Origin of the sequence: Marinimicrobium alkaliphilum (assembly GCF_003259155.1) — a bacterium.
Classification (GTDB): Bacteria; Pseudomonadota; Gammaproteobacteria; order Pseudomonadales; family Cellvibrionaceae; genus Marinimicrobium_A; species Marinimicrobium_A alkaliphilum.
This window is the reverse complement of the sequence record NZ_QGMQ01000002.1, coordinates 15,460-42,136: the sequence shown is the minus strand read 5'-3', so window position 1 is coordinate 42,136 and position 26,677 is coordinate 15,460. Positions and strand designations below refer to the sequence as shown.

21 protein-coding genes are annotated in these 26,677 nt (G+C 60.9%); 1 reads left to right on the top strand and 20 read right to left on the bottom strand.

The features are described 5' to 3' along the window. Window positions 1-9 precede the first annotated feature (9 nt). The 12 genes from DKW72_RS03585 to DKW72_RS03530 form a co-directional block, all read right to left on the bottom strand. A complete protein-coding gene (locus DKW72_RS03585; RefSeq protein WP_111640966.1) occupies window positions 10-498 on the bottom strand; it encodes a phosphatidylglycerophosphatase A family protein in 489 nt (162 codons plus the stop codon). Continuing rightward, window positions 498-1,463: a thiamine-phosphate kinase gene (thiL, locus tag DKW72_RS03580; protein ID WP_111640965.1), complete on the bottom strand. Its 966-nt coding sequence runs from the start codon at window positions 1,461-1,463 to the stop codon at window positions 498-500. Before thiL ends, DKW72_RS03585 begins: the two co-directional genes overlap by 1 nt. 3 nt (window positions 1,464-1,466) lie before the next feature. Beyond that, complete coding sequence (gene nusB, locus DKW72_RS03575) at window positions 1,467-1,922, bottom strand: transcription antitermination factor NusB (RefSeq protein WP_111640964.1); 456 nt, start codon at window positions 1,920-1,922, stop codon at window positions 1,467-1,469. Then, the gene (gene ribH / locus DKW72_RS03570) at window positions 1,922-2,392 is read right to left on the bottom strand and encodes a 6,7-dimethyl-8-ribityllumazine synthase (protein ID WP_111640963.1); all 471 of its coding nucleotides are present in this window, start codon (window positions 2,390-2,392) and stop codon (window positions 1,922-1,924) included. Before ribH ends, nusB begins: the two co-directional genes overlap by 1 nt. A gap of 39 nt (window positions 2,393-2,431) precedes the next feature. After that, complete coding sequence (ribBA, locus tag DKW72_RS03565) at window positions 2,432-3,544, bottom strand: bifunctional 3,4-dihydroxy-2-butanone-4-phosphate synthase/GTP cyclohydrolase II (RefSeq protein WP_111640962.1); 1,113 nt, start codon at window positions 3,542-3,544, stop codon at window positions 2,432-2,434. 31 nt (window positions 3,545-3,575) lie between these two features. Beyond that, on the bottom strand, window positions 3,576-4,238 hold the full coding sequence (locus tag DKW72_RS03560; RefSeq protein ID WP_111640961.1) for a riboflavin synthase: 663 nt from the start codon (window positions 4,236-4,238) through the stop codon (window positions 3,576-3,578). Window positions 4,239-4,252: 14 nt separating this feature from the next. Beyond that, window positions 4,253-5,386: a bifunctional diaminohydroxyphosphoribosylaminopyrimidine deaminase/5-amino-6-(5-phosphoribosylamino)uracil reductase RibD gene (gene ribD, locus DKW72_RS03555; protein ID WP_111640960.1), complete on the bottom strand. Its 1,134-nt coding sequence runs from the start codon at window positions 5,384-5,386 to the stop codon at window positions 4,253-4,255. 4 nt (window positions 5,387-5,390) lie between these two features. Further along, on the bottom strand, window positions 5,391-5,861 hold the full coding sequence (nrdR, locus tag DKW72_RS03550) for a transcriptional regulator NrdR (protein ID WP_111640959.1): 471 nt from the start codon (window positions 5,859-5,861) through the stop codon (window positions 5,391-5,393). Window positions 5,862-5,966: 105 nt separating this feature from the next. Then, window positions 5,967-6,701 (bottom strand): FadR/GntR family transcriptional regulator, encoded by a 735-nt coding sequence (locus DKW72_RS03545; protein ID WP_111640958.1) that lies wholly within the window; start codon window positions 6,699-6,701, stop codon window positions 5,967-5,969. Window positions 6,702-7,042: 341 nt separating this feature from the next. Continuing rightward, window positions 7,043-9,850 carry a TonB-dependent receptor gene (locus DKW72_RS03540; protein ID WP_232522304.1) on the bottom strand — a complete coding sequence of 936 codons (2,808 nt, stop codon included), beginning with the start codon at window positions 9,848-9,850 and terminating at the stop codon, window positions 7,043-7,045. 692 nt (window positions 9,851-10,542) lie between these two features. Further along, a complete protein-coding gene (locus tag DKW72_RS03535; protein ID WP_111640957.1) occupies window positions 10,543-13,902 on the bottom strand; it encodes a LamG-like jellyroll fold domain-containing protein in 3,360 nt (1,119 codons plus the stop codon). 87 nt (window positions 13,903-13,989) lie between these two features. Then, window positions 13,990-16,827 (bottom strand): TonB-dependent receptor, encoded by a 2,838-nt coding sequence (locus DKW72_RS03530; protein WP_111640956.1) that lies wholly within the window; start codon window positions 16,825-16,827, stop codon window positions 13,990-13,992. A 481-nt stretch (window positions 16,828-17,308) separates the two neighbouring features. On the opposite strand from DKW72_RS03530, the gene DKW72_RS03525 reads away from it, so the two are divergent. Continuing rightward, window positions 17,309-18,940 carry a sodium:solute symporter gene (locus tag DKW72_RS03525; RefSeq protein ID WP_111640955.1) on the top strand — a complete coding sequence of 544 codons (1,632 nt, stop codon included), beginning with the start codon at window positions 17,309-17,311 and terminating at the stop codon, window positions 18,938-18,940. A 739-nt stretch (window positions 18,941-19,679) separates the two neighbouring features. On the opposite strand, the gene DKW72_RS03520 is transcribed toward DKW72_RS03525, so the two are convergent. From DKW72_RS03520 to DKW72_RS03485, 8 genes are all read right to left on the bottom strand, one after another. Beyond that, on the bottom strand, window positions 19,680-20,582 hold the full coding sequence (locus DKW72_RS03520; protein ID WP_111640954.1) for a cobalamin-binding protein: 903 nt from the start codon (window positions 20,580-20,582) through the stop codon (window positions 19,680-19,682). Window positions 20,583-20,835: 253 nt separating this feature from the next. Continuing rightward, window positions 20,836-21,903, bottom strand: coding sequence for a threonine-phosphate decarboxylase (locus tag DKW72_RS03515; protein ID WP_157960383.1), 1,068 nt, complete (start codon window positions 21,901-21,903; stop codon window positions 20,836-20,838). Next, window positions 21,900-22,931, bottom strand: a complete 1,032-nt coding sequence (gene cbiB / locus DKW72_RS03510; RefSeq protein WP_198411208.1) for an adenosylcobinamide-phosphate synthase CbiB — start codon at window positions 22,929-22,931, stop codon at window positions 21,900-21,902. Before cbiB ends, DKW72_RS03515 begins: the two co-directional genes overlap by 4 nt. Beyond that, window positions 22,889-23,701, bottom strand: a complete 813-nt coding sequence (locus DKW72_RS03505) for an adenosylcobinamide-GDP ribazoletransferase (RefSeq protein WP_157960382.1) — start codon at window positions 23,699-23,701, stop codon at window positions 22,889-22,891. Before DKW72_RS03505 ends, cbiB begins: the two co-directional genes overlap by 43 nt. Then, complete coding sequence (locus DKW72_RS03500; RefSeq protein ID WP_111640950.1) at window positions 23,698-24,288, bottom strand: histidine phosphatase family protein; 591 nt, start codon at window positions 24,286-24,288, stop codon at window positions 23,698-23,700. Before DKW72_RS03500 ends, DKW72_RS03505 begins: the two co-directional genes overlap by 4 nt. Then, the gene (gene cobT, locus DKW72_RS03495; RefSeq protein ID WP_232522303.1) at window positions 24,281-25,330 is read right to left on the bottom strand and encodes a nicotinate-nucleotide--dimethylbenzimidazole phosphoribosyltransferase; all 1,050 of its coding nucleotides are present in this window, start codon (window positions 25,328-25,330) and stop codon (window positions 24,281-24,283) included. Before cobT ends, DKW72_RS03500 begins: the two co-directional genes overlap by 8 nt. After that, window positions 25,327-25,872, bottom strand: coding sequence for a bifunctional adenosylcobinamide kinase/adenosylcobinamide-phosphate guanylyltransferase (gene cobU / locus DKW72_RS03490; RefSeq protein ID WP_111640949.1), 546 nt, complete (start codon window positions 25,870-25,872; stop codon window positions 25,327-25,329). Before cobU ends, cobT begins: the two co-directional genes overlap by 4 nt. Window positions 25,873-25,888: 16 nt before the next feature. Further along, window positions 25,889-26,668 carry a heme ABC transporter ATP-binding protein gene (locus DKW72_RS03485; protein ID WP_111640948.1) on the bottom strand — a complete coding sequence of 260 codons (780 nt, stop codon included), beginning with the start codon at window positions 26,666-26,668 and terminating at the stop codon, window positions 25,889-25,891. Window positions 26,669-26,677 lie beyond the last annotated feature (9 nt).

Sequence of the window (26,677 nt, the reverse complement as noted above, 5' to 3'; positions counted from 1 at the left end):
CACTCTCTGTTAGAACCACAGCGCCAGCAATTGCAGCACAATCAGGGCATAAATCCCGGCCAGGACATCGTCAATCATGATGCCGAAGCCACCGCCGACCCGTTTATCGAGCCAGCCGATGGGCCAGGGTTTGACGATATCGAAAAACCGGAACAGGACAAAACCGATCAGCATCCACAGCAACCCGGCTGGCGCCAGAAACATGGTCAGCCAGTAGCCCACCATTTCATCCCAGACAATGCCGCCGTGGTCGTGGACACCCAGCGCCTTGGAGCTGCGGTCGCACCAGTAGACCCCGAGGGCAAAGGTCACCCCGAGCCAGATCAGGTAGAGGGCCGGGGTCAGGTCCTGAATCAGCCAGAAAATCGGAATCGCCGCCAGGGTCCCAAAGGTGCCCGGCGCCTTGGGCGCCAGGCCGCTGCCAAAGCCGAAGGCGAAGAAGTGGTCGGGGTTGCGCAGCATTTCGCTGAACGTGGGGTTAATCGCTGTTTTTGTCATCAGAAGTGCTTATAACCTGTGTCTTCGAGTGTGTAGGGCTCGCCGTCGAGCAGGCAGTGCACCCCGGTACCGGTCACCAATTGCCCCACCACCGTGGCATTGAGTTCGCCCCGGGCGATCATCAGACCCACCTCGGGCATCCGCGCCTCGGGCACGGTAAAACAGAGTTCGTAGTCATCACCGCCGGTGAGGGCCCAGTCTCTGACCCGCGCGCGGTCATCCAGTGCCAGCAGCGCCGGCGACAAGGGCAGCGTCTCGACGTCGATCTGGGCGGCGACATCACTGGCGGCACAGATATGCCCCAAATCCGCCACCAGGCCGTCAGAAATATCCAGTGCCGCACTGGCCAGGCCCAATAACCGCTGGGCCTCCGCCAGGCGCGGCTCGGGGCGGTAGTAGCGCGCCCGCAGATACGCCAGCTCGGCCTCGGGCAAATCGAGTTCGCCCCGCACGGCGGCCAAGCCCCCGGCGCCATCGCCCAGGCAGTGGGTGACCAGCACATAATCGCCGATACCGGCACCGTCCCGGCGCAGTGCGCGGGCCGGTGCCACCTCCCCCATCACCTGTACGGTGATACTCAAAGGTCCGGCGGTGGTGTCGCCGCCAACCAGGGTACAGCCATAGGCGTCGGCGGCGACAAACAACCCGGCCCCAAAGGCACGCAGCCAGTGCTCGTCGGCCTCAGGCAGGGTCAGCGCCAGGGTAAACCAGCGCGGGCTGGCCCCCATGGCGGCCAGATCGCTCAGGTTGACCCGCAGGGCGCGCTGGGCAATCTCGGCCGGATCGGCATCGGCGGGAAAGTGTACATCCGCCACCAGGGTATCCACCGAGAGCGCCAACTGCTGACCCTGAGCGGGCTGCAAAAGCGCGCAATCATCGCCGATCCCCAGCACAACACCGGGACCTTCGGGGGCCTCGGGACGCTGGAAAAAGCGGCGAATCAGTTCAAATTCGTGCATGGGCAGCCGTTAGCGGGTGATGCGCTTTTCCGCCGGACGGGCCACTTCCGCGGCTTTGTCGAGCACGCCGTTGATGAACTTGTGACTGTCGGCCGCGCCGAATTTTTTCGCCAGTGACACGGCTTCGTTGATCACCACTTTGTACGGTACATCAATGCGAAACTTGAGCTCGTAGGCCGCCATACGCAACAGCGCCTGGGTGATCGGGTCCAGCTCGTCGCCAGTGCGCTCCTGCAGGAACGGGGTAAACAGGTCCTCAACCTCGGTCAGGTGCTGGGGCACGCCGTGCAAGAGTTCCTGGAAATAGGTGACGTCGACCTTGCCCATGTCGTTATCGGTGCGAAACTCCGCCTCGATGGCGTTGATACTGGACTCTGCCATGCGCCATTGATACAGCCCCTGCATGGCGTAGTGGCGAGCCATGCGCCGGGCGGCGGGGGTGACACTGCGTTCTACTTGCGTCATTACACTTTACCCAGCAAGGAAACCATTTCCAGCGCTGTCGCTGCCGCTTCAACGCCTTTGTTACCGGCTTTGGTGCCAGAGCGCTCAATGGCCTGCTCGATACTGTCGACGGTGAGCACCCCAAAAGTGATGGGTACGCCAGCATTGAGGGACACCTGGGCCAGGCCCTTGGTGCACTCGCCCGCCACATAGTCAAAGTGCGGGGTGCCACCGCGAATCACGGCGCCCAGCGCGATAATCGCATCGTACTGGCCTTTGGCGGCGACTTTTTGGGCCACCAGCGGAAATTCAAACGCGCCCGGGGCGTAATAGATGGTGACGTCGCTGTCTTTGATCCCGTGGCGGCGCAGGGTGTCCAGGGCGCCCTCTTTCAGGCTCTCCACCACAAAACTGTTCCACCGGCTGACGATCAGGGCGTACTTGCCTTTACTGGCGGAAAAGTCGCCTTCGATAACCTTGATAGTGCTCATAGTTGTGTCTCTAGTGCTAGCGTTAATGTTCTGGCCGGGTTACTCCGGGCTGACGTATTCGACCACTTCCAGATCAAAGCCCGACAGGGCGGAAAAGCGCATGGGCAGGGACATGACCCGCATTTTGCCGACCCCCAGGTCGCGCAGGATCTGCGAGCCAGTGCCCACCTGCTTGTACAGCACTTCGCTGCTGCGGCCGCGCTGTTTGCCCGAGAGCAGCCAGTCGATGCTGTCCTCGACCTCTTCAGTCTGCTCATCGTGACAGATCAGCAGAACCACGCCCCGGCCCTCATCGCTGACCCGCTGCAGGGCCTCATGATAGGTCCAGGGCCTGTTGCCGGCATCCGAAGGGCGCTTGACCGCCAGGACGTCGCGGGCGATGTCCATCACATGCACCCGCACCAACGTCGGGTCCTCGGGGCGGATATCGCCCTTGGTCATGGCAAAGTGCAGGTCGCCCCGAGCCAGATCCCGGTAGGTGTGCAGCTCAAACTCGCCGAACAGGGTCTCGACCCGGCGGGTGTTGATACACTCGACGGTCTTTTCCTTGATCGCCCGGTAGTGAATCAGGTCTGCAATGGTACCGATTTTCAGATCGTGCTGCTCGGCGAATTTTTCCAGGTCCGGGCGCCGGGCCATGGAGCCGTCCGGGTTCATCACCTCGACGATGACTGCCGCGGGCTCGTACCCGGCCAGGCGCGCCAGATCGCAGCCGGCCTCGGTGTGCCCGGCGCGGCTCATCACACCGCCGGGCTGGGACATGAGCGGGAAGATATGACCGGGCTGGACCAGGTCCGCCGGCTTGGCTTCGGGCGCCACGGCGGCGCGCACGGTGCGCGCCCGGTCGGCAGCCGAAATACCGGTGGTGACGCCTTCGGCGGCCTCGATCGACACGGTAAAGTTGGTGATATGCTGGGTGCGGTTGTCACTTACCATGAGTGGCAAATCCAGCTGTTTGCAGCGCTCCGGCGCCAGCGTCAGGCAGATCAGGCCCCGGGCATGGGTGGCCATAAAATTGATATCTTCCGGGCGCACCTGCTCGGCCACCATCACCAGGTCGCCTTCGTTTTCCCGGTCCTCATCATCCATCAGGATGATCATCTTGCCTTGGCGCAGATCGTCAATCAGCTCTTCGACGGTGTTCAATTGCATGGGTTTGCGTCTCCAGGCTCTAATGCGGGCCTCAGGCCCGGTTATAGCCGTGCTGTGTCAAAAATTCCAGGGTGATACCGCCGGCATCCGGGTCGGCGGCCTTGTCGCCCAGCAGCAGCCGTTCCAGGTAGCGCGCGATCAGATCCACCTCCAGGTTGACCCGGGTGCCGGGGCGGTAGCTTTCCATAATGGTCCACTGCAGCGTGTGGGGCACAATATTGAGTTCAAACTCGGCGCCCTCGACCTTGTTGACCGTGAGGCTGGTGCCATCGACAGTAATGGAGCCCTTATGGGCAATATAGCGGGCCAGCTCGGCGGGTGCCCGCAAGCGAAAACGCTCCGAGCGCGCATCCCGGTGGCGCCCCACCACCTCGCCGATGCCGTCCACGTGGCCGCTGACGATATGGCCGCCCAGACGGGTCTGGGGGGTGAGCGCTTTCTCCAGGTTCACCGGCTGACCCACGGCCCAGCCGGTGAGTGTGGTGTTGTCCAGGGTCTCGCGCGAGACGTCGGCCCAGAAACCGTCACCAGGCAGTTCGACCGCGGTCAGGCAGACGCCGTTGGTAGCGATGGAATCGCCCAGTTGAACATCCGCCAGATCCAGGCTGCCGGTGCGCACCCGCAGGCGCAGATCGCCATTGCGTGGCTCCAGGGCAACCACCTCGCCCAGGGCTTCAATGATTCCGGTAAACATAAGCTACAGCTCCGTCAGTATTCTTTGTCGGGCACGGCGGTAATGCGCCAGTCGTCCCCGATTGCCCGGATGTCGCGAATCATCAGCGGCAGCTGAGCGGCCATGGTGTCCAAGGGCAGTTCCAGCAGCGGCCGGGCCCGGCTGCCCAGGAGTTTGGCAGCCATATAGACCACCAACTCATCGATCAGCCCCAGGCGCATAAAGCTCCCCGCCAGGGTTGCCCCGCACTCAATCAGCACCTCGTTACACTCGCGCCGCCCCAGCTCGCGCAGGAGCGCGTAGAGGTCGACCCGGTCGTCCTTGCCTGGCAGCGCCAGTGACTCCACATGGGCAGGCCAGTCCGGATTGGGTGCCTTGCTGCCATTGTGAACTACCAGCACCGGGCCCGGACTGGCCAGCAGCTCACACTGTGCGGGCAGGCGCTGACGGGAATCCAGAATCACCCGCAAAGGCTGGCGTTCTGCGATAGTCTCAGCGTTATCCAGATCCAACTCGGCCGGGCGTACCGTGAGCGCGGCCCGATCCTGCAGGACAGTATCGATACCACTAATAATGGCACAGGCGCCGGCGCGCAGACGCTGAACGTCGCGCCGGGCGCAGGGGCGGGTAATCCATTTGCTTTCGCCGCTGGCCATGGCGGTGCGCCCATCCAGGCTCATGGCCAGTTTGCAGCGCACCAGCGGCAAGCCCTGGGCCATACGCTTGATAAAGCCGGGGTTGAGCGCCCGGGCTTCCTCTTCCAGGAGTGGACCGTCAACCCGCACACCGGCTTCCCGCAGCCGCTCCAGACCACGCCCGGCCACTTGCGGGTTGGGGTCCTCCATGGCGTAAACCACACGCCCCACCCCGGCGTCGATCAGGGCCTGACTGCAGGGGCCGGTTTTCCCGGTGTGGCTGCAGGGCTCCAGGGTGACGTAGGCCGTGGCGCCGCGCGCCTGCTCGCCGGCGGCGGTCAGGGCATTGACTTCGGCGTGACCCAGTCCGGCCTTTATATGCCAGCCTTCGGCCAGCAACTCAGGTTCGGCGTCGGTTCGCTCACGCACCAGCACGCACCCCACCCGGGGATTGGGCATGGTGGTGTAGTGCCCGCGCGCGGCCAGTGTCAGCGCCCGGGCCATAAAGTGTCTGTCAGTGGAGGTTAACGCCATAGTGTCAGCTGGTTGTGTCGTCCGGGTGCCGTTCCAGGCGATCGATCTCCTGGCGGAATTCGTTCAGATCCTTGAACCGACGGTATACGGAAGCAAAGCGCACATAGGCCACTTCGTCGAGCTTGCGCAGCTCATCCATCACTTTTTCGCCCAACGTCATGGACTTGACCTCGCGCTCGCCAGTGGCCTGGAGAAAGTGCTTGATCTGGTTGATAGCGGTCTCGATAGACTCGACACTCACCGGCCGCTTTTCGAGAGCACGCTGCAGTCCGGCGCGCAATTTACCCTCATCGAAAGGCTCGCGAGTACCGTCCTGTTTGATGATGCGCGGCATGACCAGCTCGGCCACTTCATAGGTGGTAAAACGCTCGTGACAGGAAAGGCATTCGCGCCGACGCCGAATCTGGTCGCCCTCGGCGACCAGGCGCGAATCAATCACTTTGGTATCTTCGGCACTGCAGAAGGGACAATGCATCGGCTGGGGCCCTGTTTGGTGCAAGTTGCGCGCATCTTAGCACATTTTGGGGCAATTGCCTGTCATCAGGACGGCAGTAGGCGCCCCGGAGACAAGCCTGACAGACTACATCGGGTGGGCTTTGCCGCTGCCCTGCTCCTCGATCTCCTGTTCGATAAAGGTGAGTGCCTCATCAATCAGCAACAACATGGCCGCCTTGGCCCGTTCGGGGTTGCGGTTCTTGATGGCCATATACACTTTGGCGTGATCGTCGATAATCGCCTCGTGGTCCGCCTTGGCGACGTTGGTGTGGCGAATACTCTCGTTCAGCGCCGTCTCGATAAAGTCGCGCATACGGATAAAGAAACGGTTCTTGCTGGCGTAGAGAATACTGACGTGGAAGGCAATATCCGCCTGCAGCCCCTCTTCCGGTTTGGTTTCAGCCGAGCGCATCCTGTCGAGCGCCGCGCCGATGGCATCGATCCGGCCCTGATCGGCGTAGCGTGCCGCCAGCGAGGCGGCCTCGGGCTCGATCGCAAGGCGCATCTGCAAAAACTCACGCAATACCCGCAATGACGGCGTGCTCTCCAGTGACCAGCGCAACAGATCGGAGTCGAAGATGTTCCACTCCTCCTCGGGCAAGGTCCGAATACCCTGGCGCGGACGACTGGAAATCAGCCCCTTGGCCGAGAGCATTTTGACCGCCTCGCGCACAGCGGTGCGGCTGACACCGAACTGTTCACACAGCTCAGCCTCGGTGGGCAGGCTATCGCCGGGCTTGAAATTCCCACAGACAATTTCCCTACCCAGCTCCTGGGTCATCCGCTGGGAGAGGTTGGAGTTGCGTTCTAGCACGGGCATAGCGTCATCTCGCTGTTTGGTGAGTCCATGTGTGGTAACTGCGCCAATCATACAATAATAATTAATCGTGCGCCTAGCGGTGCGGGGATAGAGCGGGAATGGAGGGTTGATTGGTTGGATCAGAGCGATTGTTGGCGTTGGGTGCCTCAAGTGTCGGATTACGGCTTCGCCTAATCCGACCTACTCGAAACAGCGTACCATTAGTTCCCGTAGGTCGGATTAGCCCGAAAGGGCGTAATCCGACAATTAAGGCACAACACCCGAAAGGGTGCCATTGCTCTCATGTGTCGGATTAGCCCGAAGGGCGTAATCCGACACATGAGGCACCCAATCCTTCCCGTTTAGAAGCTGTAACGAGCCCCCAGTGCAAAGGTACGGCTGTACAGGAAGGTGTTGTGGCTATGCAGCGGGCTGTTGCCATAACGCTCGCGGGTCGTGGATTCGGTGAGGTTGGTGGCATCAAAAGTCACCACCAGATCATCGGTAACACTGTAGCTCAACTGCATGTCCAGACTCTCTTCAGCGCCACGATAGATGCTCAGCGGGTTGGCGAACTGGGCTGCCTCGTAGCGATTGAGGGCATCGTCACGCCAGATGTAAGAGAGACGCGCGTCAAAGCGCGGACGCTCGTAGGCCGCCGTGATGCTGTAAGACGAGTCAGACACACCAAAGAACGGTGAGGTATCGGTGTCGACCTGCTCACCCGCATCATCCAATACCGGGATATCCTGTTCAGAGTCCAGGAAAGTGGCACTGGTGATCACACCCAGACCATCCCAAGCGCCGGGAAGGTTTTCCGGGAAGTAAGTGAAGCCCAGTTCCAGACCCTGAAGCTTACCGTTTGAAGCGTTCTCCGGCTGAGACACGATGTAGGTGTCAGCCGATTGCCCATCGATATCCGCCTGGATGCTGTTGCGGAAAGGAATGACCAAGCCGTCTACCCGGCGCTCGAACAGAGTCGCGTAGGCATAGCTCGCATTGCCAAAGTACCACTCCAAAGACAGGTCAATATTTTCGGAAGTGGTGGGTTGCAGGTCCGGGTTGCCACCGGCGGCCGTGCCATAACCCACACCAGAGATGTCATCGAAGTACCGGATGGTCGGATTCAGATCCCCAAAGGCCGGCATACGCAAGGTTTCGCTGTAGGCCAGACGCAACATCAGTTCATCGCTCAGGTGGTAGCGGAACATGGCGCTGGGCAACAACTCGGAGGTTTCCGTGGTACCAAAAACCACGTCGCCGGTTTCCTGGTCATCGAATGCGGTGTCGGTTTGGACATCGACATAGCGCAGACCCAGCTCACCGTCGAGCATGCGATCACCGAGAGTGAACTCAAAGTTGGTGGTCACGTAAGCCGCCGCGTTGCGCTCATCGATACGGAACTCACGCAGCATCGGGTCGTTTACATCCAGATCATAAACGCCCAGGAAGTGCTCACGGTTGTCTGCCAGATAGGAGGCGTCAGCGGTGACCCAGGAACGAGGAACGTCAGCAACGCCTGACATAAAGCCGCTGTTGATGTGATGCAACCCCTCGATATCCGCGAAAGCGCAGTCATCGGCATTGGCGGCGAAGTCCGTGCACAGGCCGTCGGCGACTTGCTCGCGGCTGTGCACTGTCGCGTCGCGCTCATCCCAGCGGATACCAAAGTTGACGGTATGGAAGAACGGATTTTCGGTCCACAGCTCGCCGTCGGTAGTAAAGGTGAAGGCGGAGCCCGACTCGCGCGCTGCGTTGTCATATACCGCAGCCATCGCGAATTGACTCGGGTCGGTCAGGTCGCTTTCATCTACGTCGGTTGCCGGGTTGTTCGCAAAGCTGATGCCACCGGCACCGTCAAAGTCCACGCTGGTTTCGTAGCGCGGGGTCTCGGTGCGCATGGCAAAAAACTCAGACTCAAAGTCACTTTCCTGATACACCAGTTCGGAGTTGAGCGTGAAGTTGTCCGTAAGGTCCCACTCACCACCAAGCGCAAACAGGTAGCTGTCGGTTTTCTCGTCGGTGTAGTCACCGCTGACAAAAGAGAAGTTGTCGCGCACGGTGCGCGAGCGGATCACGTTGCTGTCTTCGTACAACTCGAAGGTATCGGTGATGTCGTCGGCGATACCCGCCAGATCCCACCAGGCATCCACAAAGCTGAAGTGCAGCGCGTTGAAGCTGTTATTGCGATAACCGCTGTAAAAGGCTTCGAAGGTGTATTCCGAGCGGTCATCGGGGGCAAACTGCAACGCAATGTTGGCGCCGGGGCGCTCGCGCTCACCGGTAAAGTCACTCATGATGTAGGCGTCGCGAGACAGATAGTATTCTGCCGGCTCGCCGTTAATGGGCAGAGTTGAGCCCGGAGCAGTGGGCAGACCGCGATCCAGCCCCGGCTCCCAAATGGGTGATTCATCAACCGCGTCGTTGTCGGGGAAAATCCGCTCCAACGCCCCGTAAGGCCCTACCGGATTCTCCGACATGAAGGGCACTTGAGCGCCGACGGTGATGGTCTGGTCACGGTAGCTGGTTTTCGCATGAGAGACATTGATCAGGGCGCCAAACTCACCCGCATTGGTAATCCAGCGATCGCTGAACAGGGCGCTGAAAATCGGATCGGTTTCACCGGCCTGCTCCTGGTGCACAAAGCGTCCGGCGAGCGATACCCGCTGGCCGTCAAAGTCGAAGGGGCGGAAAGTACGCACGTCAATCTGGCCGGCAATACCATTCTCGTAGTGACGTGCAGAGCGGCTCTTACTCACATCGATGCGAGATACCAGGGTCGAGGGAATATCCGCGAGGGCGACCGAGCGGCCCGCTGAGGTAAATACGGTACGGCCATTGATCGTGGTGCTGACATCGGGCAGACCGCGCACCAGTACGGAATTGGTTTCACCGGCACCGCGGTCAGTCACCTGAACGCCGGCGACCCGCTGCAGGGACTCCACGACGTTGTTGTCGGGCAGCTTACCAATATCCTCAGCCACAATTGACTCCATCACCTGCATGGAATCGCGTTTGATATCGATGGCCTGGTTCAGGGTGCTGCGAATGCCGGTAACGACAACCTCTTCGAGAATCGCGCCCTCCTGCTGCTGGGCCACAACCTGGTTCGCGCCGAGTACGGCGGTCAAGGCAATGGAAGTACTGAGCAAATTCTTTCTAAACATCATGCTAAAACCCTATTTTGGTTGCTGGCAGCACGGCCGAACTCATTTCGGAGACTGCCAGACAGGTCATTTATTGAACGGTTATTAGTCATGCGACATCCTCTGCGTCTGCCGCCTTGCAGATCAAATCCGACCGGATTGATCACAAAACATACACTTTTAGGTGCATTTTGTAATATAAATGCAGATGCTAATTTCGATAAGTGCGAGAGTCAAACCGGGGGACGTCGATACTGAAATCGTTAAATTACGTGATTCGCGGGGTTAAGATCGGTTGTCGACACAATGACTACATGTTCAGCGGGGTTAAAAACATCCATCAATAAGTATTAATATATGATCTTTACATTCCTTAACGCCGCAGACAGCATAACCGGGGTCGGGTCGGCATTATCCCGCTCGTAATATATCGCCAGAAAAGATGATTAATGAGCCATAAGTGATACAAAAAGAAAGAAGAGGGGAACAAGGGAGAAGGTGCCTCAGGTGTCGGATTACGGCTGCGCCTAATCCGACCTACGTGGAAAGTGGTGGTTTGTTTGGGGGCACTGCGGTTTTGTCGGATTACGCCCCTTCGGGGCTAATCCGACCTACAGGGGACAGCGTGCCATCGTTCGAGTAGGTCGGATTAGCCCCGAAGGGGCGTAATCCGACACTGAGGCACCCAACCTCGAACAAGGCGCCAATACGGAGGGTTACGGCGCCGAGGCCAACGCCTCCACATCCGAACCCGACAGCGGCTGGTCAAAAATCAGCAGTTCATCCACCAGCCCCTGGAAGGGGGTATCCCAGTGGTTTACCCCCAGTGCGAAGTAGCCGCCACTGCCGGCGAACACATTCGGGAAGTTGTCACCCGCATACGCCAGTTCACCGTCCAGGTAGAGGGTAATGCCACCGCCGTTGTAACTGAACGCTACATGGGTCCACTCCCCCACACCAATACGCCGGTCAGCCGCGGCATCGTACCAGGCCTCCCCGGACCAGAGCATGGTGTTGCCCGCGCCCGGGCCCTGAGGCACAAGACTGATCCAGCTATTCTGGGCCACGGCACCGAAGAAGGCGGTGGTGAACTGACTGATCGCCTCTGGCCGCAACCAGAAAGAAACCGCGTACAGGTCGCCCTCGATCAGACCATCAGGCAAGCGCACGCCACTGCTGCCATCCAGTTGCAACGCCTGGCCACTCCGCCCCTCGGCAAAACCGAGAGTGCCACCACTGTTATCGATGCGATTACCGGTCACCTGGCCCGCATTGAAATTGCCGGTGCTGTCGTCCAGATTGCCGTCAAAACGGAAACTGGCCACGGGCTCCGGCGGTGCCAGTGACAGCACCCGCGCCTCAAAAGTTTTGCTGCGCTGCTCGCCACCCAGTGTAATGGTCGCTGTCAGCGTCACGTCGGCATCCGCAGCGGTTGCGCCCGGACGGGTCACCTGCGCACGATCGCCTTCAACCGCAATCACAGTCGGATCGGAACTGACCCACGAGATCGCCGAGGCATAGGGGCCGGTAACGGGCAGGTGAAAATCCTCCTGAACCGCGGCCAAGCCACTGAGCGTCAGAAGCTCATGAGCAGAATCGAGCAGCGCTTCCTCCGGCCAGCGTTCGACATCCAGCGCGACAATCTCTCCACCCGTCAACGCCGCTTCATAGACTTTCAACTCATCGACCACGCCCTCAAAAGGCGTGTCCCAATAGTTGACGCCGAGCGCAAACTGGCCGACGGATTCCGTAAAGAAGTCGGCCACCCCTGCGCCTTCGAATGCCGATTCGCCGTCAATGTACAAAGTCACCCGGCCACGCTCCACCGCAAAGGCCAGATGGGTCCAGGTGTCGACCGGAATCTGCTCCTCGGCGCTGCCGTCAAACCAGGCGCCTGAGTTATTGCTCCAGACCATGGTGTTGTCGTCCCAGCTGCGCGGCAACAGGCTGACCCAGCGCTCGGAAACCGGCGTGCCTGTTTCGTTCTGCTCGTCCACTGTGCCAAAGAACAGCGCCGTAAACGGGGTGATCGCCGTCGGCCTGACCCAGAGCGACACCGTGTATTCGTAACTGTCGATCAGGCCATCGGGCAAACGCACGCCCTCACTGCCATCGAACACCAGCGCCTCGCCCTGCTCACCGTCGGTGAAGCTGGCGCTGCCCTGCCCGCTGTTAAAAATACGGTCGCCGGTCGTCTGCGCGTCTGGCCATTGCGTCAGCACATCGGCGAGGTCGCCGTCAAAGGTGTAGTGCGCTGTCAGGTTATAGGGTACCCGCGCCTGCACCGTCACTTCAAAATCGCGGACCAGCTCGACGTCACCCAGAGTGATGGTCGCCGTCAGACGCACGGTCTCATCACCCTGGCCCACATTGGGTCGGGTCACGGAACCGTCAGGGTTGATGACCGACGGATTGTCCGATGTCCAGACGACCTGCGCCCCGCGCGTGCCCCGCGTAGGCAGGGAAAGTGCGGTACCTTTGAAGGTGTCCGGCAGCTCCAGGCCTTCTTCGATAGCTGCCACCACATCGGCATGACTGCGGTCGGGCAGGCGCGACAACCAGAGTGCATCGCCGTCAGGTCCGAACGCCGTGACCACTGGCACCAGCTCCCTCAGACGGTTATCCCACTGCCAGCGGGCCACACCTTCATAGGTGCGCCCTGCCAGCGTGAGCGTGACCCGGTTCCGTTCGTCCACCTCAAGACTGTAGCTGCCTTCACGTTCGCCCGTGATACTGCCATCGGCGTGCAACGTGGCATACTCGGCAAGCTTGGCCTCGCGATTGATGTCTTTGTCATGACCGATGAGCTGATAATCCCCGGGCAGCTTTTCACCGTCCACGATATTGTCACCCTCGATGGGCACATACCGGTGGGGCGAAGCCGCCAACCAGCCATCTTCGGTGACGAACATTTCGTGCACACGGATTGAGTGCGCCTGGCCCCGATTGGGGAAACGGGTGTGGGTAATCAGGTAGTACTGTTCTGTCTCTTCGTCGAAGTAAGCCGAGTTGTGTCCGGGGGCAAGATAGCCACGGCTCGGGTAAGGGTCGCCCGGGTCACTGGTAAACTCGAAGCCGCCCATGATCTTGACACCGTAGGGTTCGATGGCTCCCCAGCCGCCGCGCGCCGGCTGAATATCCTGGCCACTGTAATCCTCAAAGGGGCCATCCGGCTGACGCGAGCGCGCGATACGCATGTTGTATCCGTCCTGCGACTCGTACCCGCCAAAAGACATGAACAGGTAATAGTACTCGGTATGCGGACTGTAGAGCATGTAAGTGCCCTCGATCGCACTGAAGTCGCCGCCCGTCAGGTGCGTGCCGTAGCCCTGCCCAGGATTGGCCATGCCGGTGGTTTCATCCATTTCGAGAATATAGATGCCGCCGGCGTAGGAGCCGTAGACCATCCAGAGTTTGCCGTCATTGTCATAGAAGGTGTGCGGATCAATGACATTCGGATGAGTAAAGCCGTTGTAGGGCTCATCGATGACGCTGTACTCGGGAACGTTCTCATCAGCGTAGTGCCCGGAGCGCAAAAACAGCCCCAGATCCTGATAGGGCCCGAGAATGCCCGACTCGGATTTGGCCACCCCGAGATAGGAGCGCGGCTCCAAACATTCGCCGTCTGCCGGGCGGGCGCAATGGTTATAGTAAAAGTAGTAGTTGCCATCATTCAATAAGGCAAAGTCCGACGCCCAGGAACCCACGTGACCACCGCTCCAATCGATACCATCGGCGGCAATGACTTCGTACTCGTCCCAGGTCATCAGGGTGACCCGCTCCCAGTGAATCAGGTCCTCAGAGCGCGCGGTGTCCAGGTGTGAGCCCACCACATAAAAAGCGCCGTCCTCACCAATTTCCACTGAGGGGTCGTGCACACCCAGGTCGTTAAAGCCGGTTTCCGCATCTTGCAACCACTCAACATCCACACCGAGTGTTGGCGCGGGAAACGTGGGTGGCGGCGTATCATCTACCGGTGGCTGGGGATCGGGTGTGTCGCGATCGCCACTGCTGCTACCACAGCCCTGCAGGCCCAGTAGCGCCAGGAGCGCAAAAGATAAAGCTGCCCGTTGCATAAGAAATGCTCCATCAATTTATCGTTATTAAAAAAGGGGTGGCCCATAGAGGCCACCCCTTGATCGAATCGCTTGGTCGTTCGTTACTTAGAAGCTGTAACGGGCGCCCAGAGCGAAGGTGCGGCTGAACAAGGTGTTCACGTGGGAGAAGTACGCGCTGTCGCCGTAACGCTCCTGAGTGAACTGCTCAGTCAGGTTTGTGGCGTCAAAGGTCACGGTCAACTCGTCAGTGACGTTGTAGCTGAACTGGAAGTCCAGGCTCTCTTCCGGCTGGCGATAGATACGCAGCGGATTGGCAAACAGCGCCGCTTCGTTGCGGTTGAGCGCGGTATCACGCCAGACGTAAGACAGACGCACATCGAACGTCGGACGCTCGTAGGCCGCCGTTATACTGTAGGAGAAATCGGATACACCAAAGAAGGGTACCTGCATTTCACCATCGGGCTGGCCGGTTTCATCAAACACCGGAATGGTCTGCTCGGAATCCAGGAAGGTCGCACTGGTGATTACACCCAGACCGTCCAGCTGCTCGGGCAGGTTTTCCGGGAAGTAAGTGAAGCCCAACTCAACCCCTTGCAGCGTACCATCGGAGGCGTTATCCGGACGAGACCAGACAAAGGTATCGACCAGGAAACCGTCAGGGATGTCATCCGCATCCGGCTGAATCCGCTCGCGGAAAGGAATCACCAAACCATCAACACTGCGCTGGAACAACGTCAGGTAAGCGTAGCTGGCATCGCCAAAGTACCACTCGAGTGACAAGTCCAGGTTCTGAGACGTCGTCGGCGCCAGATTGGCGTTACCACTGTTTGCCGTACCGTAGCCAACATTACTCAAATCATCGTTGTAAGTGATATTGGGGTTCAGGTCGTTAAACCCGGGCATGCGCAAGGTTTCGCTGTAAGCTGCACGCAACAACCACTCATCGTTGATGTGATAACGCAACATCAAGCTGGGCAACATTTCGCTGTTGGTGGTGGTGGATTCAGTCGTAGGATTGCCCGCCTGATCGAAAAAGACGTTGTCGGTCTCAACATCGACATAGCGCAAGCCAACCTGACCATCCAGCAGACGACCGGCCACATGCGTTTCAAAGTCCGCCGTCGCGTAAAGGGCTGCGTTGCGCTCATCGACCTCAAAGGTCTGACGCATAGCCACATCTGTAGGCATATCGTAAAGATTCAGGAACGAGTCCCGGTTATCCCGCAGGTAGGGCCCGCTGGCCACAACCCAGCTGCGCGGTGCCGTTGCCCGACCTTTCATGAAGTCGCTGTTGATATGGTGCAGACCGTCGTCGTAGGACGCAAAGTCACACAGAGCGATATCGGCACTGGTCTCCCGATCCGGGTCATTGACGGCCGCTTCACAACCGCGGTTTGAGGCCTGTTCGCGAAGTCTGGTCGCGGTATTACGATCATCCCAACGGAAACCAAAGGCAACGCGAGGCAGGAACTCGATATCGGTCCAGTACTCACCATCAACGGTAAAGGTCATCGCCTCACCGGAGTCTTCACCCGCGTTATTCCAGATCGGGCCCATCGCGTACTCGCTCGGATCAGTGAGATCCTTGGGCGTACCATCGTACTCAAAGAATTCGATACCTGGCCGACCATCGAAGTTTGCCCGAATTTCTGGCCGCACGGACTCCCCACGCATGGCGAAGAACTGGGTTTCGAAATCACTCTGCTGGTAAACGATCTCAGATTCGATATTCAGGTTATCAGTAAGCTCCCACTTACCGCCCAATGCAAACAGGTAGCTGTCGGTCTTCCCGCGGCTATAGTCACCACTGGTAAAGTTGAACCCGTCACGAATGGTACGATCGCGGATAATGTTGGTGCCCGGATACAGGTTGAAGGTATCGCTAATACTGTCAAACTCATCGCGATCGTCGACCAATCCGCCGAGGCTGCCCCACCAGTCAACAAACGAGAAGTACATATTGTTGAAGCTCTCGTTACGGAAACCGTTGTAGAAGGCCTCAAAGGTGTACTCAGTGCGATCGTTAGGTGCAAACTGGAGAGAGAGATTAGCCCCGTGGCGCTCACGCTCACCGGTAAAGTCATTGATGATAAGTGCATCGCGAGCCAAGTAGTAGGGCACTTCCTCGCCGGCCACGACCAGGGTTGAGCCCGGTGCCGTGGGCAGGCCGCGATCGAGGCCCGGCTCCCAAACAGTCCCACCGCCAGTATCAGGGCGGATGATTTCCAGGGGAGCAAAACCCGATGCAGGATTTTCGGTAAAGAACGGCATCGCCGCCCCGGCATTCATGGTCTGATCGCGGTAGCGGGTCTTGGCAGTGGAGACATTAAGGAGAGCACCAAACTCACCCGCGTTGGTTTCCCAGCGGTTGCTGAACAGTGCGCTGAGAACGGGATCGGTGGTTTCCGCACGCTCCTGGTGAATGGCGCGTCCCGCCAGAGATACGCGGGAACCATCAAAATCGAAAGGACGGAAGGTGCGCACGTCAATAGTACCGGCAATACCGTTCTCATACTGGTCCGCAGAGCGGCTTTTGCTCACATCAATACGCGATACCAGGGTCGAAGGGATATCCGCCAGCGCCAACGCGCGACCAGTGCCGGTAAACATGGTGCGACCATTGACTGTGGTACTGACATCGGGCAAACCACGAATGAGTACGGCGTTGACTTCACCGGTGCCGCGATCGGTGACTTGAACACCGGCAACACGCTGCAAGGACTCGACCACGTTGTTGTCGGGCAGCTTGCCGATATCTTCGGCCACGATAGAGTCTACGACTGACATTGAGTCGCGCTTGATATCGATCGCCCGGTTAAGACTACCCCGGATACCCGTCACGATCACTTCTTCGAGAATTGCCTCGTCTTGGGCAAAGGTGGGTTGTGCGGCCAGCGCGACCACGGCGGCAACACTGCTGCTTAAAAGTGTACGCTTGAACATAGTAGTGGAACTCCCCTCGGGATTTTACGCATTACACCCCACTGCTTTAGTTTTATTAGTACGACTTCAGCTAGCGGGGCCATTTGATTATTTTTGCTAGGAAGCAATTTAATATTATTGTACGACAATTGTATTGTCAAACACTTTTTTTACCCCCTATAATCCCACAAATACTCTCTCCCAACATGGACTGATGCCCCGTCAACAGCTGTCAGAAGGGGCTTTTCTATCCTAAAAACAGGCAGTTACCCGCTTCATATAGCGATAATAAATGCGCCACAAACCGTTAATACTATAATAGTTCAAGAGACCATAAGATTGCGTAATCATGGCGCCTGGAAATATTTCTTTTACCGGATTCTCGACCTCAACTTTATAGTGATATAATATTACTTTAATACCATGCGCCAGCCTGCTCACCCGCGGCCGGCGTCCGATTCAATCGTCGCTACAATAGCCATAACCAGGGTGGTCCAATAATATGATTCCATTCAGTGCTCTTGACTGGGCAGTGCTCTCGATCTTTTTTATCGTACTCCTTGGGGTGGTCGTCTGGGCCTTCTATTCCAAAGAAAAGGATACCACCGACTACTTCCTTGCGGGCCGTAACGCCGGCTGGCTGGTCATCGGGGCATCCATCTTCGCTTCCAATATCGGTTCCGAACACCTGGTCGGGCTATCCGGCGCTGGTGCCCAATCGGGCATGGCCATGGCCCACTGGGAGCTGCAGTCCTGGATTATCATTATTCTCGGCTGGGTCTTCGCGCCCTTCTACTGGGGGGCCAAGGTCTACACCATGCCGGAGTTCCTCGAGCGCCGTTACTCCAGCAAATCACGTACCTTCCTTTCAGTCATCTCGTTAATCAGCTACGTGCTCACCAAAGTGTCGGTGACCGTATACGCCGGGGGCGTGGTCCTGAAAACCGTGCTCGGGATCGAATCCATTTACGGCATTGACTTCTTCTGGATTGCGGCCATGTCACTGGTGCTGATCACCGGCCTGTATACCGTGGCCGGCGGCATGAAAGCGATTCTGGTGACCTCCGTTATTCAGACCCCGATTCTGATTATCGGCTCGCTCGTCATTCTGTTTGTCGGGCTGGACAAAGTCGGCGGCATGGCTGAACTCGAGCGCATCAACGCCGACCGTATGAGCCTGATGCGACCGATGGATGACCCTGAGTTCCCCTGGCTGGGCGTGGTCTTTGGCTCCATTATCATCGGTTTCTGGTACTGGTGTACGGATCAGTACATCGTCCAGCGGGTGTTGTCTGCCAAAGGTATCCAGGCAGCCCGGCGCGGTACCATCTTTGCCGGTTACCTGAAGTTGCTGCCGGTGTTCATCTTCCTGTTCCCGGGCATGATCGCCTACGCCCTGCATACCCAAGGCGCCATCAACCTGGAAAGTGCAGACCAGGCCTTCGCCACGCTGGTGAATGAACTGCTTCCATCCGGGGTCAAGGGGATTGTCATTGGCGGCCTGATCGCAGCATTGATGAGCTCGCTGGCATCGCTCTTTAACTCTTCAGCGACCCTGTTCACCATCGACTTCTATAAGAAGTACAAGCCGCAATCGAGCGAGGAGCACCTGGTAAAAATCGGCCGCTACGCCACCGTGGCTGTTGTTGCCCTGGGTATCCTGTGGATTCCGGTGATGCAGATGATTGCGGATGTTCTGTATGAATACCTGCAGCTGGTGCAGTCGCTGATCGCCCCGGGTATCGCCGCCGTGTTCCTGCTGGGTGTATTCTCCAGCCGCATCACCCCCACCGCCGGTTTTGTCGGGCTGGTCGCCGGTTTTGTCCTGGGCATGTTGCGCCTGGTGCTCACCGTCTTCCAGGACGGTTTGACCGAAGGCAGCATCTGGTATGCGCTGGTGGACATGAACTGGCTGTACTACTGCTCGGCCTTGTTTATTGTCATCGTGATGCTGGTCATCGGTGTCAGCTTCTTCACTCGCCCCGCAAGCAAGGAGCAGATCGCCGGCCTGACGTACGGTTCGATCAGCAAAGAGCAGCGCGCCGAGATCAAAGCGGGCATCGACAAGTGGGATTACATCCACACCGCGATCATTATCGGTATTACGATCTTTATTTATATCCGCTTCTTTTAAGTGAGGGCCGGGAGACCGGCCTGATCGGTAAAGCGCAGAAGGCTCACCGGGAGGTGGGCCTTTTTTGTGCCTGAAGAGGCGCACTTTAGAGAGTCCTGTGCCTCAGGTGTCGGATTACGCTGCGCTAATCCGACCTACTCGAACAATGGCACACCGGGCGTAATCCGACAAAACGATCCCATACCAACGATGGCACACCAGACCCAGTAGGTCGGATTAGCCCACAGGGCGTAATCCGACAAAATGATCCCAAGCCGACAATGGCACGCTGCCACCGATAGGTCGGGTTAGCCCGCAGAGCGTAATCCGACAAAAATGATCCCAAACCGACAATGGCACACCGGGCCCAGTAGGTCGGATTAGCCCGCAGGGCGTAATCCGACAATGAGGCACCCAATCGGCTGAACGCACAGGGTAATCCCGCACCGGCGATGCCGGGACACACCCAAACGAAAACACCGTAAAAAATCGGGGCATAAAAAAACCCCGCCTAAAGAGGCGGGGCCAAGTGAGAGACCTCAATGCATCAACCACACATTAAGGAGGTGAGAACAAAAACACCATCAACTGGCGAGAGAGTAGCCAGCGATTGAGACAATGCAGAGACAGGCTTGGGAGCCACATCGCCTCAACCTGAATACTATTATAATACAATTTAATCAGAGCGCAAGTGCCTTTCCCGTTTTTTTACTCCCGGGGAAATATCTGGGGCAGCGCCCGATGGGCCGGGCCGTTGAGCCTATGGCGCCGCCGCAAGACGCTGGCGAGCGGTGTCGATGTGCTCACAGAACAGCGCCGCACCGTCGAGAATCCGGGCGGTGTGCCGCTGAATCAGATCCGGCGGCACAAAAAACAGGTTGTCGTGGCGCACGGCGGTCAAGCCCGGCCAGTCGCGCCACTCATCCAGCCACTGGGGGCGCTCTTCACCCATGCCGCTGGCAACGATGACCGCCGGGTTGCGATCCAGCAGGGATTCCATATTCACCACGGGCGCAATGCTGGCCGCATCGGCATAGATGTTACGGCCGCCACACAGGCGAATGACATCGCTGATCAGGTGCTGACCGCTCAGGGTTTGCAGAGGCTGGTTCCAGACCTGATAAAACACGCTCACGCTTTCGGCCTCGCTATAGGTGGCCCGCAATTGCGCCAACCGCTCAAGGTATCGCTCGGCCGACTGCTCGGCGACCGTCTCGGTGCCCGCCAGTACGCCAATATGGCGAATGGCCTCGGCCACATCCTCCAGTTCATTGGGTTCACCCACATAGACCGCAATCCCCATGCGCTCCAGCTGGCGCAGGGTATCCCGACTGCTGCCGGACTCCCACATCATCACCAGGTCCGGTTGCAGCGCCAGAATCTGCTCGACGCTGGCGGCCTTGTAGCTGCCCACCCGGGGCAGCTGCTCGGCCTCGGGGGGATAGTTGCTGTAGCTCACCGCCCCCACCAACCGATCGCCGGCACCGGCACTGTAGACGTTCTCCACAATGTGGGGCGCCAGGGCCACGATGCGCTGGGCCGGCCGGCTCAGGGTCACGCTGCGCCCCAACTCGTCGGTGACCTCAATCGGCCCCTCACCGGCCGCCACCGGCCAACTGACCAATACCCCGATCAGCAGCAAAATCCGAAAACCATCACACATACTTTTCTCCACTGTCATTGGGTCACTCACGTTTCGGGCTTCACGCCCTTCGACTGGCACAAGCGGGGTCCGGGTATACCTTTCCGGGACCGTCTGCCGCCTGGACGACCCACAGGGAAGTGGGAAGTGTCCCGAAGCGCCGGGAGCGCGCAGGGGCCGGCGGCAGCCGAGCCCCCAGGGATGGGTTTACGGCGTGTCCCGGAAAGGTATACCCGGACCCCGCCCCCAGACTCGAAGCCCGTCACTTGCATTGTCACCTGTGACGGGCAGATGGCTTTTCCAGCGCCTCGGCCAATCGCCGGCCTCCGTCGGGTGGCAGGCCCGCCCGCAACCAGGCCTCCCCTCTCGGCGCTTCGTGACCCCAGCGCAGCAAGAGTCCCGCCCGGCCCAAGTGTTGATAGAGGTCGCACAGAGGCGCACGGGGTCCACGCAGGGTGACAAACAGGCCGGCATTGTGAACCGCGATGCGGCCCAAACCCGGCGGCTGCGCGAAGTAATCCTGCCACTGCTGCGCCAGAGCCGCCCCTGCCGCCGTAAGTCGCTGGTGCTGTTGCGCCTGCCAGGAGCGGTCCGTCAAAGCCTGCGCGCCCAGCCACTGGGCCGGGTGGCTGACGCCCCAGGGCGCCAGCTCCGTTGCCAATGGTTCCCTCAGGGGCCAGTGACCGTCCCGCCCCGCGAGAAAGCCCAGGCGCAGCCCGGCCAAGCCGAAAAATTTGCCCAGCGAGCGCAGTACCCACAGATCCGGGCAGGTGTCGATCAGCGGCAGGGCCGAGCTTTCCGGGTAGAGGTCGGCAAAGGCCTCGTCCACCAGCAGCAGTCCGCGCCGGTCGTGGGCGTCGTGGAGCCGGGCGATAAAGGCGCGCTCCAGTCGCTCGGCGCTGGGGTTGTTCGGGTTGATCACCACCAGGTGCTCCACCGCCCGGGCCTGTACCAGCGCCAGCAGTTGCCCGGCGTCGCGGTAGTCCACCACCTGATGTCCGGCGGCGCTCCAGGCCCGGCGGTGCTCGCTGTAGCCCAGAACCGGCAGCGCCACCCGGGCGGCGGGCAGCCACCGGGGCAGGCGCGCGATGGCATACTGACTGCCGGGCAGCGCGTTCAGCCACGGCTCGGCCACCCCATAGTAGGCCGATGCCGCCGCGCGCAGACGCTGGTCGCCCTCAGGCAGACGCTGCCAAATAGGAGCCGGTACCGGCGGTGCCGGATAGGACCAGGGGCTGATACCCGTGGACAGATCCTGCCATGAGTCCAAAGGGACGCCGAAGGTACGGCTGGCCCAGGCGAGATCACCGCCATGGGCCGGGGGCTCTCCCGAGCGCTTCACCCCAGCCTCCACGCCAGCAGCAGAGCCGCCATAATGATGGACAGCACCAGCGCCAGACTGCGGTTGATCAGGCGGATAGCGCGCACCAGATCCGCCGGGCCCGGCTCACGTGTACCGCCAAACCAGGGCTTGTCTTTCAGTTCCCCGTGATAGCGTGCCGGGCCGCCCAAACGCACATTCAGGGCACCGGCCCCGGCGCACATCACCGGGCCGCCATTGGGGCTCGCGCAAACGCGCGCCTGGGTGCGCCAGGCCTTGAGCGCCCGGACCGTGGCCCGCCCACTTCCGGCCGCGAGGGCGAAAGTCAGCGCCGTCAGTCGTGCGGGCACCAGATTGAGCGCATCATCCCAGCGTGCAGCGGCCCAGCCAAAATAGCGCCAGCGCGGACTGCGGTAGCCCCAAAGGGCATCCAGGGTATTACTCAGCCGGTACAGCAGCGCCCCGGGGATACCCAGCAAAGCGAACCAGAACAGCGGCCCCACCACCGCATCGCTGGCGTTTTCCAGCCCCGACTCGATGGCCGCCCGGCGCAACGCGGGCCAGTCCGCGGAACGGCAGTCGCGGCTGACAATCCGGCCGACGGCGTCTCGGGCACGGTCAATATCCTCTCCGGCAAAAGCCGCCTGAATGGCACCCAGGTGCATCACCAGACTGCGCCAGCCCAGACTCCAGTAGAGCACGACGATGGCCAGTAACGCCCAGAACAGCCGACCCCAACCGCCGCTGGTCCAGAGCACGCTTTGCAGCCAGAACCCCAGGGCCGTGAACGGCACCAGCGCCAGAAACAGAGCCCACAAACCACGCCGACGCCCCGCGCCGGGGCGCGCGTCCCGCGTATTGAGACGTGCCGCCAGGCTGTCGGCCAGACGACCAAAACCCACCAATGGGTGCCAACGCCGAGGCTCGCCCAGAACCCGGTCCAACAGGCAGGCCGCGGCCAGCACGGCGATCACCCAGAGGGCCGACGGCAGCCCGAGCAGCAGCATCAGTGTGCCCCCAGGGTGGCGGCCAACAGCAGGAGCAGCCACAACTCCGCCAGCTCGACCAGAGCCCCGAGGCAGTCGCCGGTAAAGCCACCGATCTGACGCTGCCACAGGGTGCGCCAGGCCCAGGTCAACAAGGCGAGCATGACCATCAACAACAACGCCAATTTGAGCGGCCACAACCCCAGCGTCGCCAGCACGCAGATCACCAGCGCCGCCAACACGGCTCGCACCGGCAGATGGGCTTTCAGTTGGCTGGCCATGCCCTGGGCACGGGCGTAATTCGTGCTGAGCATATAGGCCAGGGGCAGCGCCCGAGGCAGCGCCAGGAGCAATAGCCAACTGGCCAGAGACAAGGCGCCCGCCTCCAGCAACAGGGTCAGCGCCACCCACTTGGCCAGCAACAGCAACACCAGAGCCACCACCGCCAGGGCGCCCACACCGGGCTCGCGCATCACCGCCAGAATCCGCTCCCGGCGCTGGGCCGGGTCCGGGCTTTTGTGACCGGCAAAATACCCATCCACGACATCGGCCAGCCCATCCAGATGCAGGGCCCCGGTCAGGGCGACCCAGAGCCCCAGCAGCAGCACCGCCACCAGGCGCGGATCGAGCACCAGCCAATCCGTGAGTAACCACTGACTCACCCAGAGCAGCAGGCCCAACAGGGCCCCGATGGCCGGGTAATAGGCCACCGCCCATCCCTGGGACGCGGCATCCGGTGACGCGGTCAGCCAGCGCTGAACCGGCAGGCGGGTCAACAGCCCCAGGGCCAACAGGGGTGCCTGCATGTGTCGGATCGGGGGGCGGCTGCTCACGGGGCCTCGTCCTCCCAAGGGCGCAACCGGCCATCGGTCCACACCAGTGACGAGAAATGAGCGTAAGGCACATGAAATTGACGCAGGCTCCGCCGGGGCTGCTCGTGTGCTTGAGCGAGCAGCAAACGAATCACCCCGCCGTGAGTAACCAGCAGCAGATGCTCCCCCGGGTGCCGGGTCACCAGCGCGGTCAGCGCTTTATTCACGCGCTCGGCGAAATCCGCCAGGGGCTCGCCCCCCGGCGGTGTGTAACGCTCCGGATCTTCGCCCCAGCGCGCCAGTTGCGGATCCGTGTTCCACAGGTGGGTATACTCGCGTCCCTCCCACTGGCCAAAGTGCATTTCGCGCAGACCCGGCTCCAGACTCAGGGGCAGCATCAGGCGCTCGGCGGCCGCCCGGGCAAAGCGCTCGCACCGCCGCAAAGGCGAACTGACAATCCGCTCCCAGGGTGCCGGGGCGTGCGTGGCGACTTGGGCGTCCATGGCGGCCCACCCCTCATCGGTGAGCGCCACATCCAGAGCGCCGCGAAAAATCTCACCCCCCTGACACTGACCGTGGCGAAGCAGGTCGACGCGGGTCTCAGGCATCGCTCACCCCCGCCTCGGCAAAGGTGGCCATCTCCCGGTGCAGGGCCAGGGCGCTCTGGATCAGCGGTACCGCCAGGGCCGCACCACTGCCCTCCCCCAGACGCATCCCCAGGGAAAGCAGCGGCTCCGCCTCCATATAGCGTAGCATCAGGCGGTGACCCGGCTCGGCCGACTGGTGCCCGAACAGCAACCAGGCGCGCACCCCGGGATTGATCCGGCAGGCCGTCAGGGCAGCGGCGGTACTGATATAGCCATCCACCAGCACCGGCACCCCGCGTTGGGCAGCGCCAATGTAAGCGCCCACTAACGCCGCAATTTCAAAACCGCCCAGGCAGCGCAGCACCCCCAGCGGTGAGCGAATATCGGCCCGATGACGCGACAGGGCCTGAGCCACAATCCGCTGTTTGTGCTCAATGGTGCGAACATCCACCCCCGTGCCCGGGCCCGCCACCCGCTCGGGTTTGACGCCCAAGAGCGCGGCTTGTATGGCCGAGGCAGCCGTGGTGTTGCCGATACCCATCTCGCCCCCGATAAACAGGTCGAAGTCGCCACTGACCACCTGCTCCCGTCCGGCAGCTATAGCCCTAACCAGTTGCTCGGAGGTCATCGCGGGGGCACGGGTAAAGTCCGCCGTACCCGGCCCCTGGCGCCGATCGATCAATAGCGGGTGCGCGTCGGGCTCGCTGAGGCAGCCCATATCCACCACCCGAAAATCTGCCTGACACAGGCGCCCGAGCACGCTCACAGCCGCTCCCCCGGCGCAGAAGTTGGCCACCATCTGGGTGGTCACCGCCTGAGGAAAAGCGGACACGCCCTGAGCCGCCACACCATGGTCGGCGGCAAAAACACACACCCGGACCTGCTCAAGCGCCGGTTTCGGTCGGCCCTGCCAGCCGGCAAAGTCTGCCACCAGAGTCTCCAGACGCCCGAGCGAGCCCGGCGGTTTGGTCAACTGGGCCTGACGCGCGGCGGCCGCCGAACGCGACGGGGGACAGGGATGCGAGATGACGTCATTGAGCCAATGCAGTGTCGGGCTTTTCACCTGGCTTTCTCCCCGTGTTTAAGTTCCAGGGGCAAGCCCGCGACGACCAGGCTCACCTGCTCACAGAAGGGCGCGAGCGCCTGATGCAGCCAGCCACTGGCGTCGACAAAGTCCCGGGACAGTTGCCCCAGGGGCACGATGCCGGAGCCCACTTCGTTACTGACCAGAATCAGCCCCAGAGGAGAATCCCGTTGTTCCAGTCCGGCCACGGCGTTGAGCAGGCGTTCGCGCTGGTGGTCCCAGTTGCCCGCATGCAGGCAGTTGCTCAGCCACAGAGTGAGGCAATCCACCAGCACGCAGGCGTTGTGTTCGCGGTAGCGCTCAATCACCCCCGCCAGGTCCTCGGGTTCTTCCAGCAATTGCCAGGCATCGCCCCGGCGCGCGCGGTGATGGGCAATGCGCCGGGTCATTTCAGTGTCACCGGCGCTGGCCGTGGCGACATAGACCAACGGCGCACGCCTGTGCGCCGCCCAGGCTTCGGCCCGGGTTTCCGCCAGACGGCTTTTGCCGCTGCGGGCACCGCCCAAAATCAGTTGTCGCATGACTCCAGTTGTCTCCTCAATTGGCCAGTACTACCGGCTTACCGGTGTCCGGGTGGGCAATCACCCGCACCGGGCTGTCGAACAGGTCGCTGATCTGCGCCTCGGTAACCACCTGCTCCGGGCGACCGTAGGCCACACCGGCGCCATCCTTGAGCGCCAACAGATGGTCACTGTAGGCCGCAGCCAGACTGATGTCGTGTACCACCATCACTACCCCCACGCCGCTGTCGGCAAAGTCCCGCACCGCCTGCATCAACTGGCGCTGGTGCCCCAGGTCCAGGGAGGTGACCGGCTCGTCCAACAGCAACAGCCGGTCGGCTTCGCCGTCCGGGCGCCAGATCTGGGCCATCACCCGGGCCAGTTGCACCCGCTGCTGTTCGCCGCCGGACAGCGAGGGGTAGGCGCGCTCGGCCAGGTGTAACACATCCAGAGCCTTCATGGCCGCGCGGCAGACCCGGTGATCCACGACCGCGCCGGTGCTGTGGGGGGTGCGCCCCAGGCTGACCACCTCGGCCACGGTAAAACCGAAGGTCAGGCTGTTGGCCTGGGTGAGCACCGCCAGAGCCAGAGCGCGCTCGCGCGCGGGCCAGTCCGCCAGCGCCCGGCCGTTGAAAGTCACCTGCCCCTCAGTCGGTGTCAGGTCACCGCTGAGGGCCCGCAAGAGCGTGGTTTTGCCGGCGCCGTTGGGGCCGATAATGGCCAGTACCTCGCCCGGGCGAACCGCCAGGGACACGGCCCGCACCAGGGGGCGGTCGTCGATGCACAGGGTCAGCTTGTCGCCGTTCAGCAATGTCATAGCGCCCCC

Coding starts and splice junctions, on each gene's coding strand:
- DKW72_RS03585 (WP_111640966.1), bottom strand. CDS start 498: ATGACAAAAACAGCGATTAACCCCACGTTCAGCGAAATGCTGCGCAAC.
- nusB (WP_111640964.1), bottom strand. CDS start 1,922: ATGACGCAAGTAGAACGCAGTGTCACCCCCGCCGCCCGGCGCATGGCT.
- ribH (WP_111640963.1), bottom strand. CDS start 2,392: ATGAGCACTATCAAGGTTATCGAAGGCGACTTTTCCGCCAGTAAAGGC.
- ribBA (WP_111640962.1), bottom strand. CDS start 3,544: ATGCAATTGAACACCGTCGAAGAGCTGATTGACGATCTGCGCCAAGGC.
- DKW72_RS03560 (WP_111640961.1), bottom strand. CDS start 4,238: ATGTTTACCGGAATCATTGAAGCCCTGGGCGAGGTGGTTGCCCTGGAG.
- ribD (WP_111640960.1), bottom strand. CDS start 5,386: ATGGCGTTAACCTCCACTGACAGACACTTTATGGCCCGGGCGCTGACA.
- nrdR (WP_111640959.1), bottom strand. CDS start 5,861: ATGCATTGTCCCTTCTGCAGTGCCGAAGATACCAAAGTGATTGATTCG.
- DKW72_RS03545 (WP_111640958.1), bottom strand. CDS start 6,701: ATGCCCGTGCTAGAACGCAACTCCAACCTCTCCCAGCGGATGACCCAG.
- DKW72_RS03540 (WP_232522304.1), bottom strand. CDS start 9,850: ATGATGTTTAGAAAGAATTTGCTCAGTACTTCCATTGCCTTGACCGCC.
- DKW72_RS03535 (WP_111640957.1), bottom strand. CDS start 13,902: ATGCAACGGGCAGCTTTATCTTTTGCGCTCCTGGCGCTACTGGGCCTG.
- DKW72_RS03530 (WP_111640956.1), bottom strand. CDS start 16,827: ATGTTCAAGCGTACACTTTTAAGCAGCAGTGTTGCCGCCGTGGTCGCG.
- DKW72_RS03525 (WP_111640955.1), top strand. CDS start 17,309: ATGATTCCATTCAGTGCTCTTGACTGGGCAGTGCTCTCGATCTTTTTT.
- DKW72_RS03520 (WP_111640954.1), bottom strand. CDS start 20,582: ATGTGTGATGGTTTTCGGATTTTGCTGCTGATCGGGGTATTGGTCAGT.
- DKW72_RS03500 (WP_111640950.1), bottom strand. CDS start 24,288: ATGCCTGAGACCCGCGTCGACCTGCTTCGCCACGGTCAGTGTCAGGGG.
- cobU (WP_111640949.1), bottom strand. CDS start 25,872: ATGCGACAACTGATTTTGGGCGGTGCCCGCAGCGGCAAAAGCCGTCTG.
- DKW72_RS03485 (WP_111640948.1), bottom strand. CDS start 26,668: ATGACATTGCTGAACGGCGACAAGCTGACCCTGTGCATCGACGACCGC.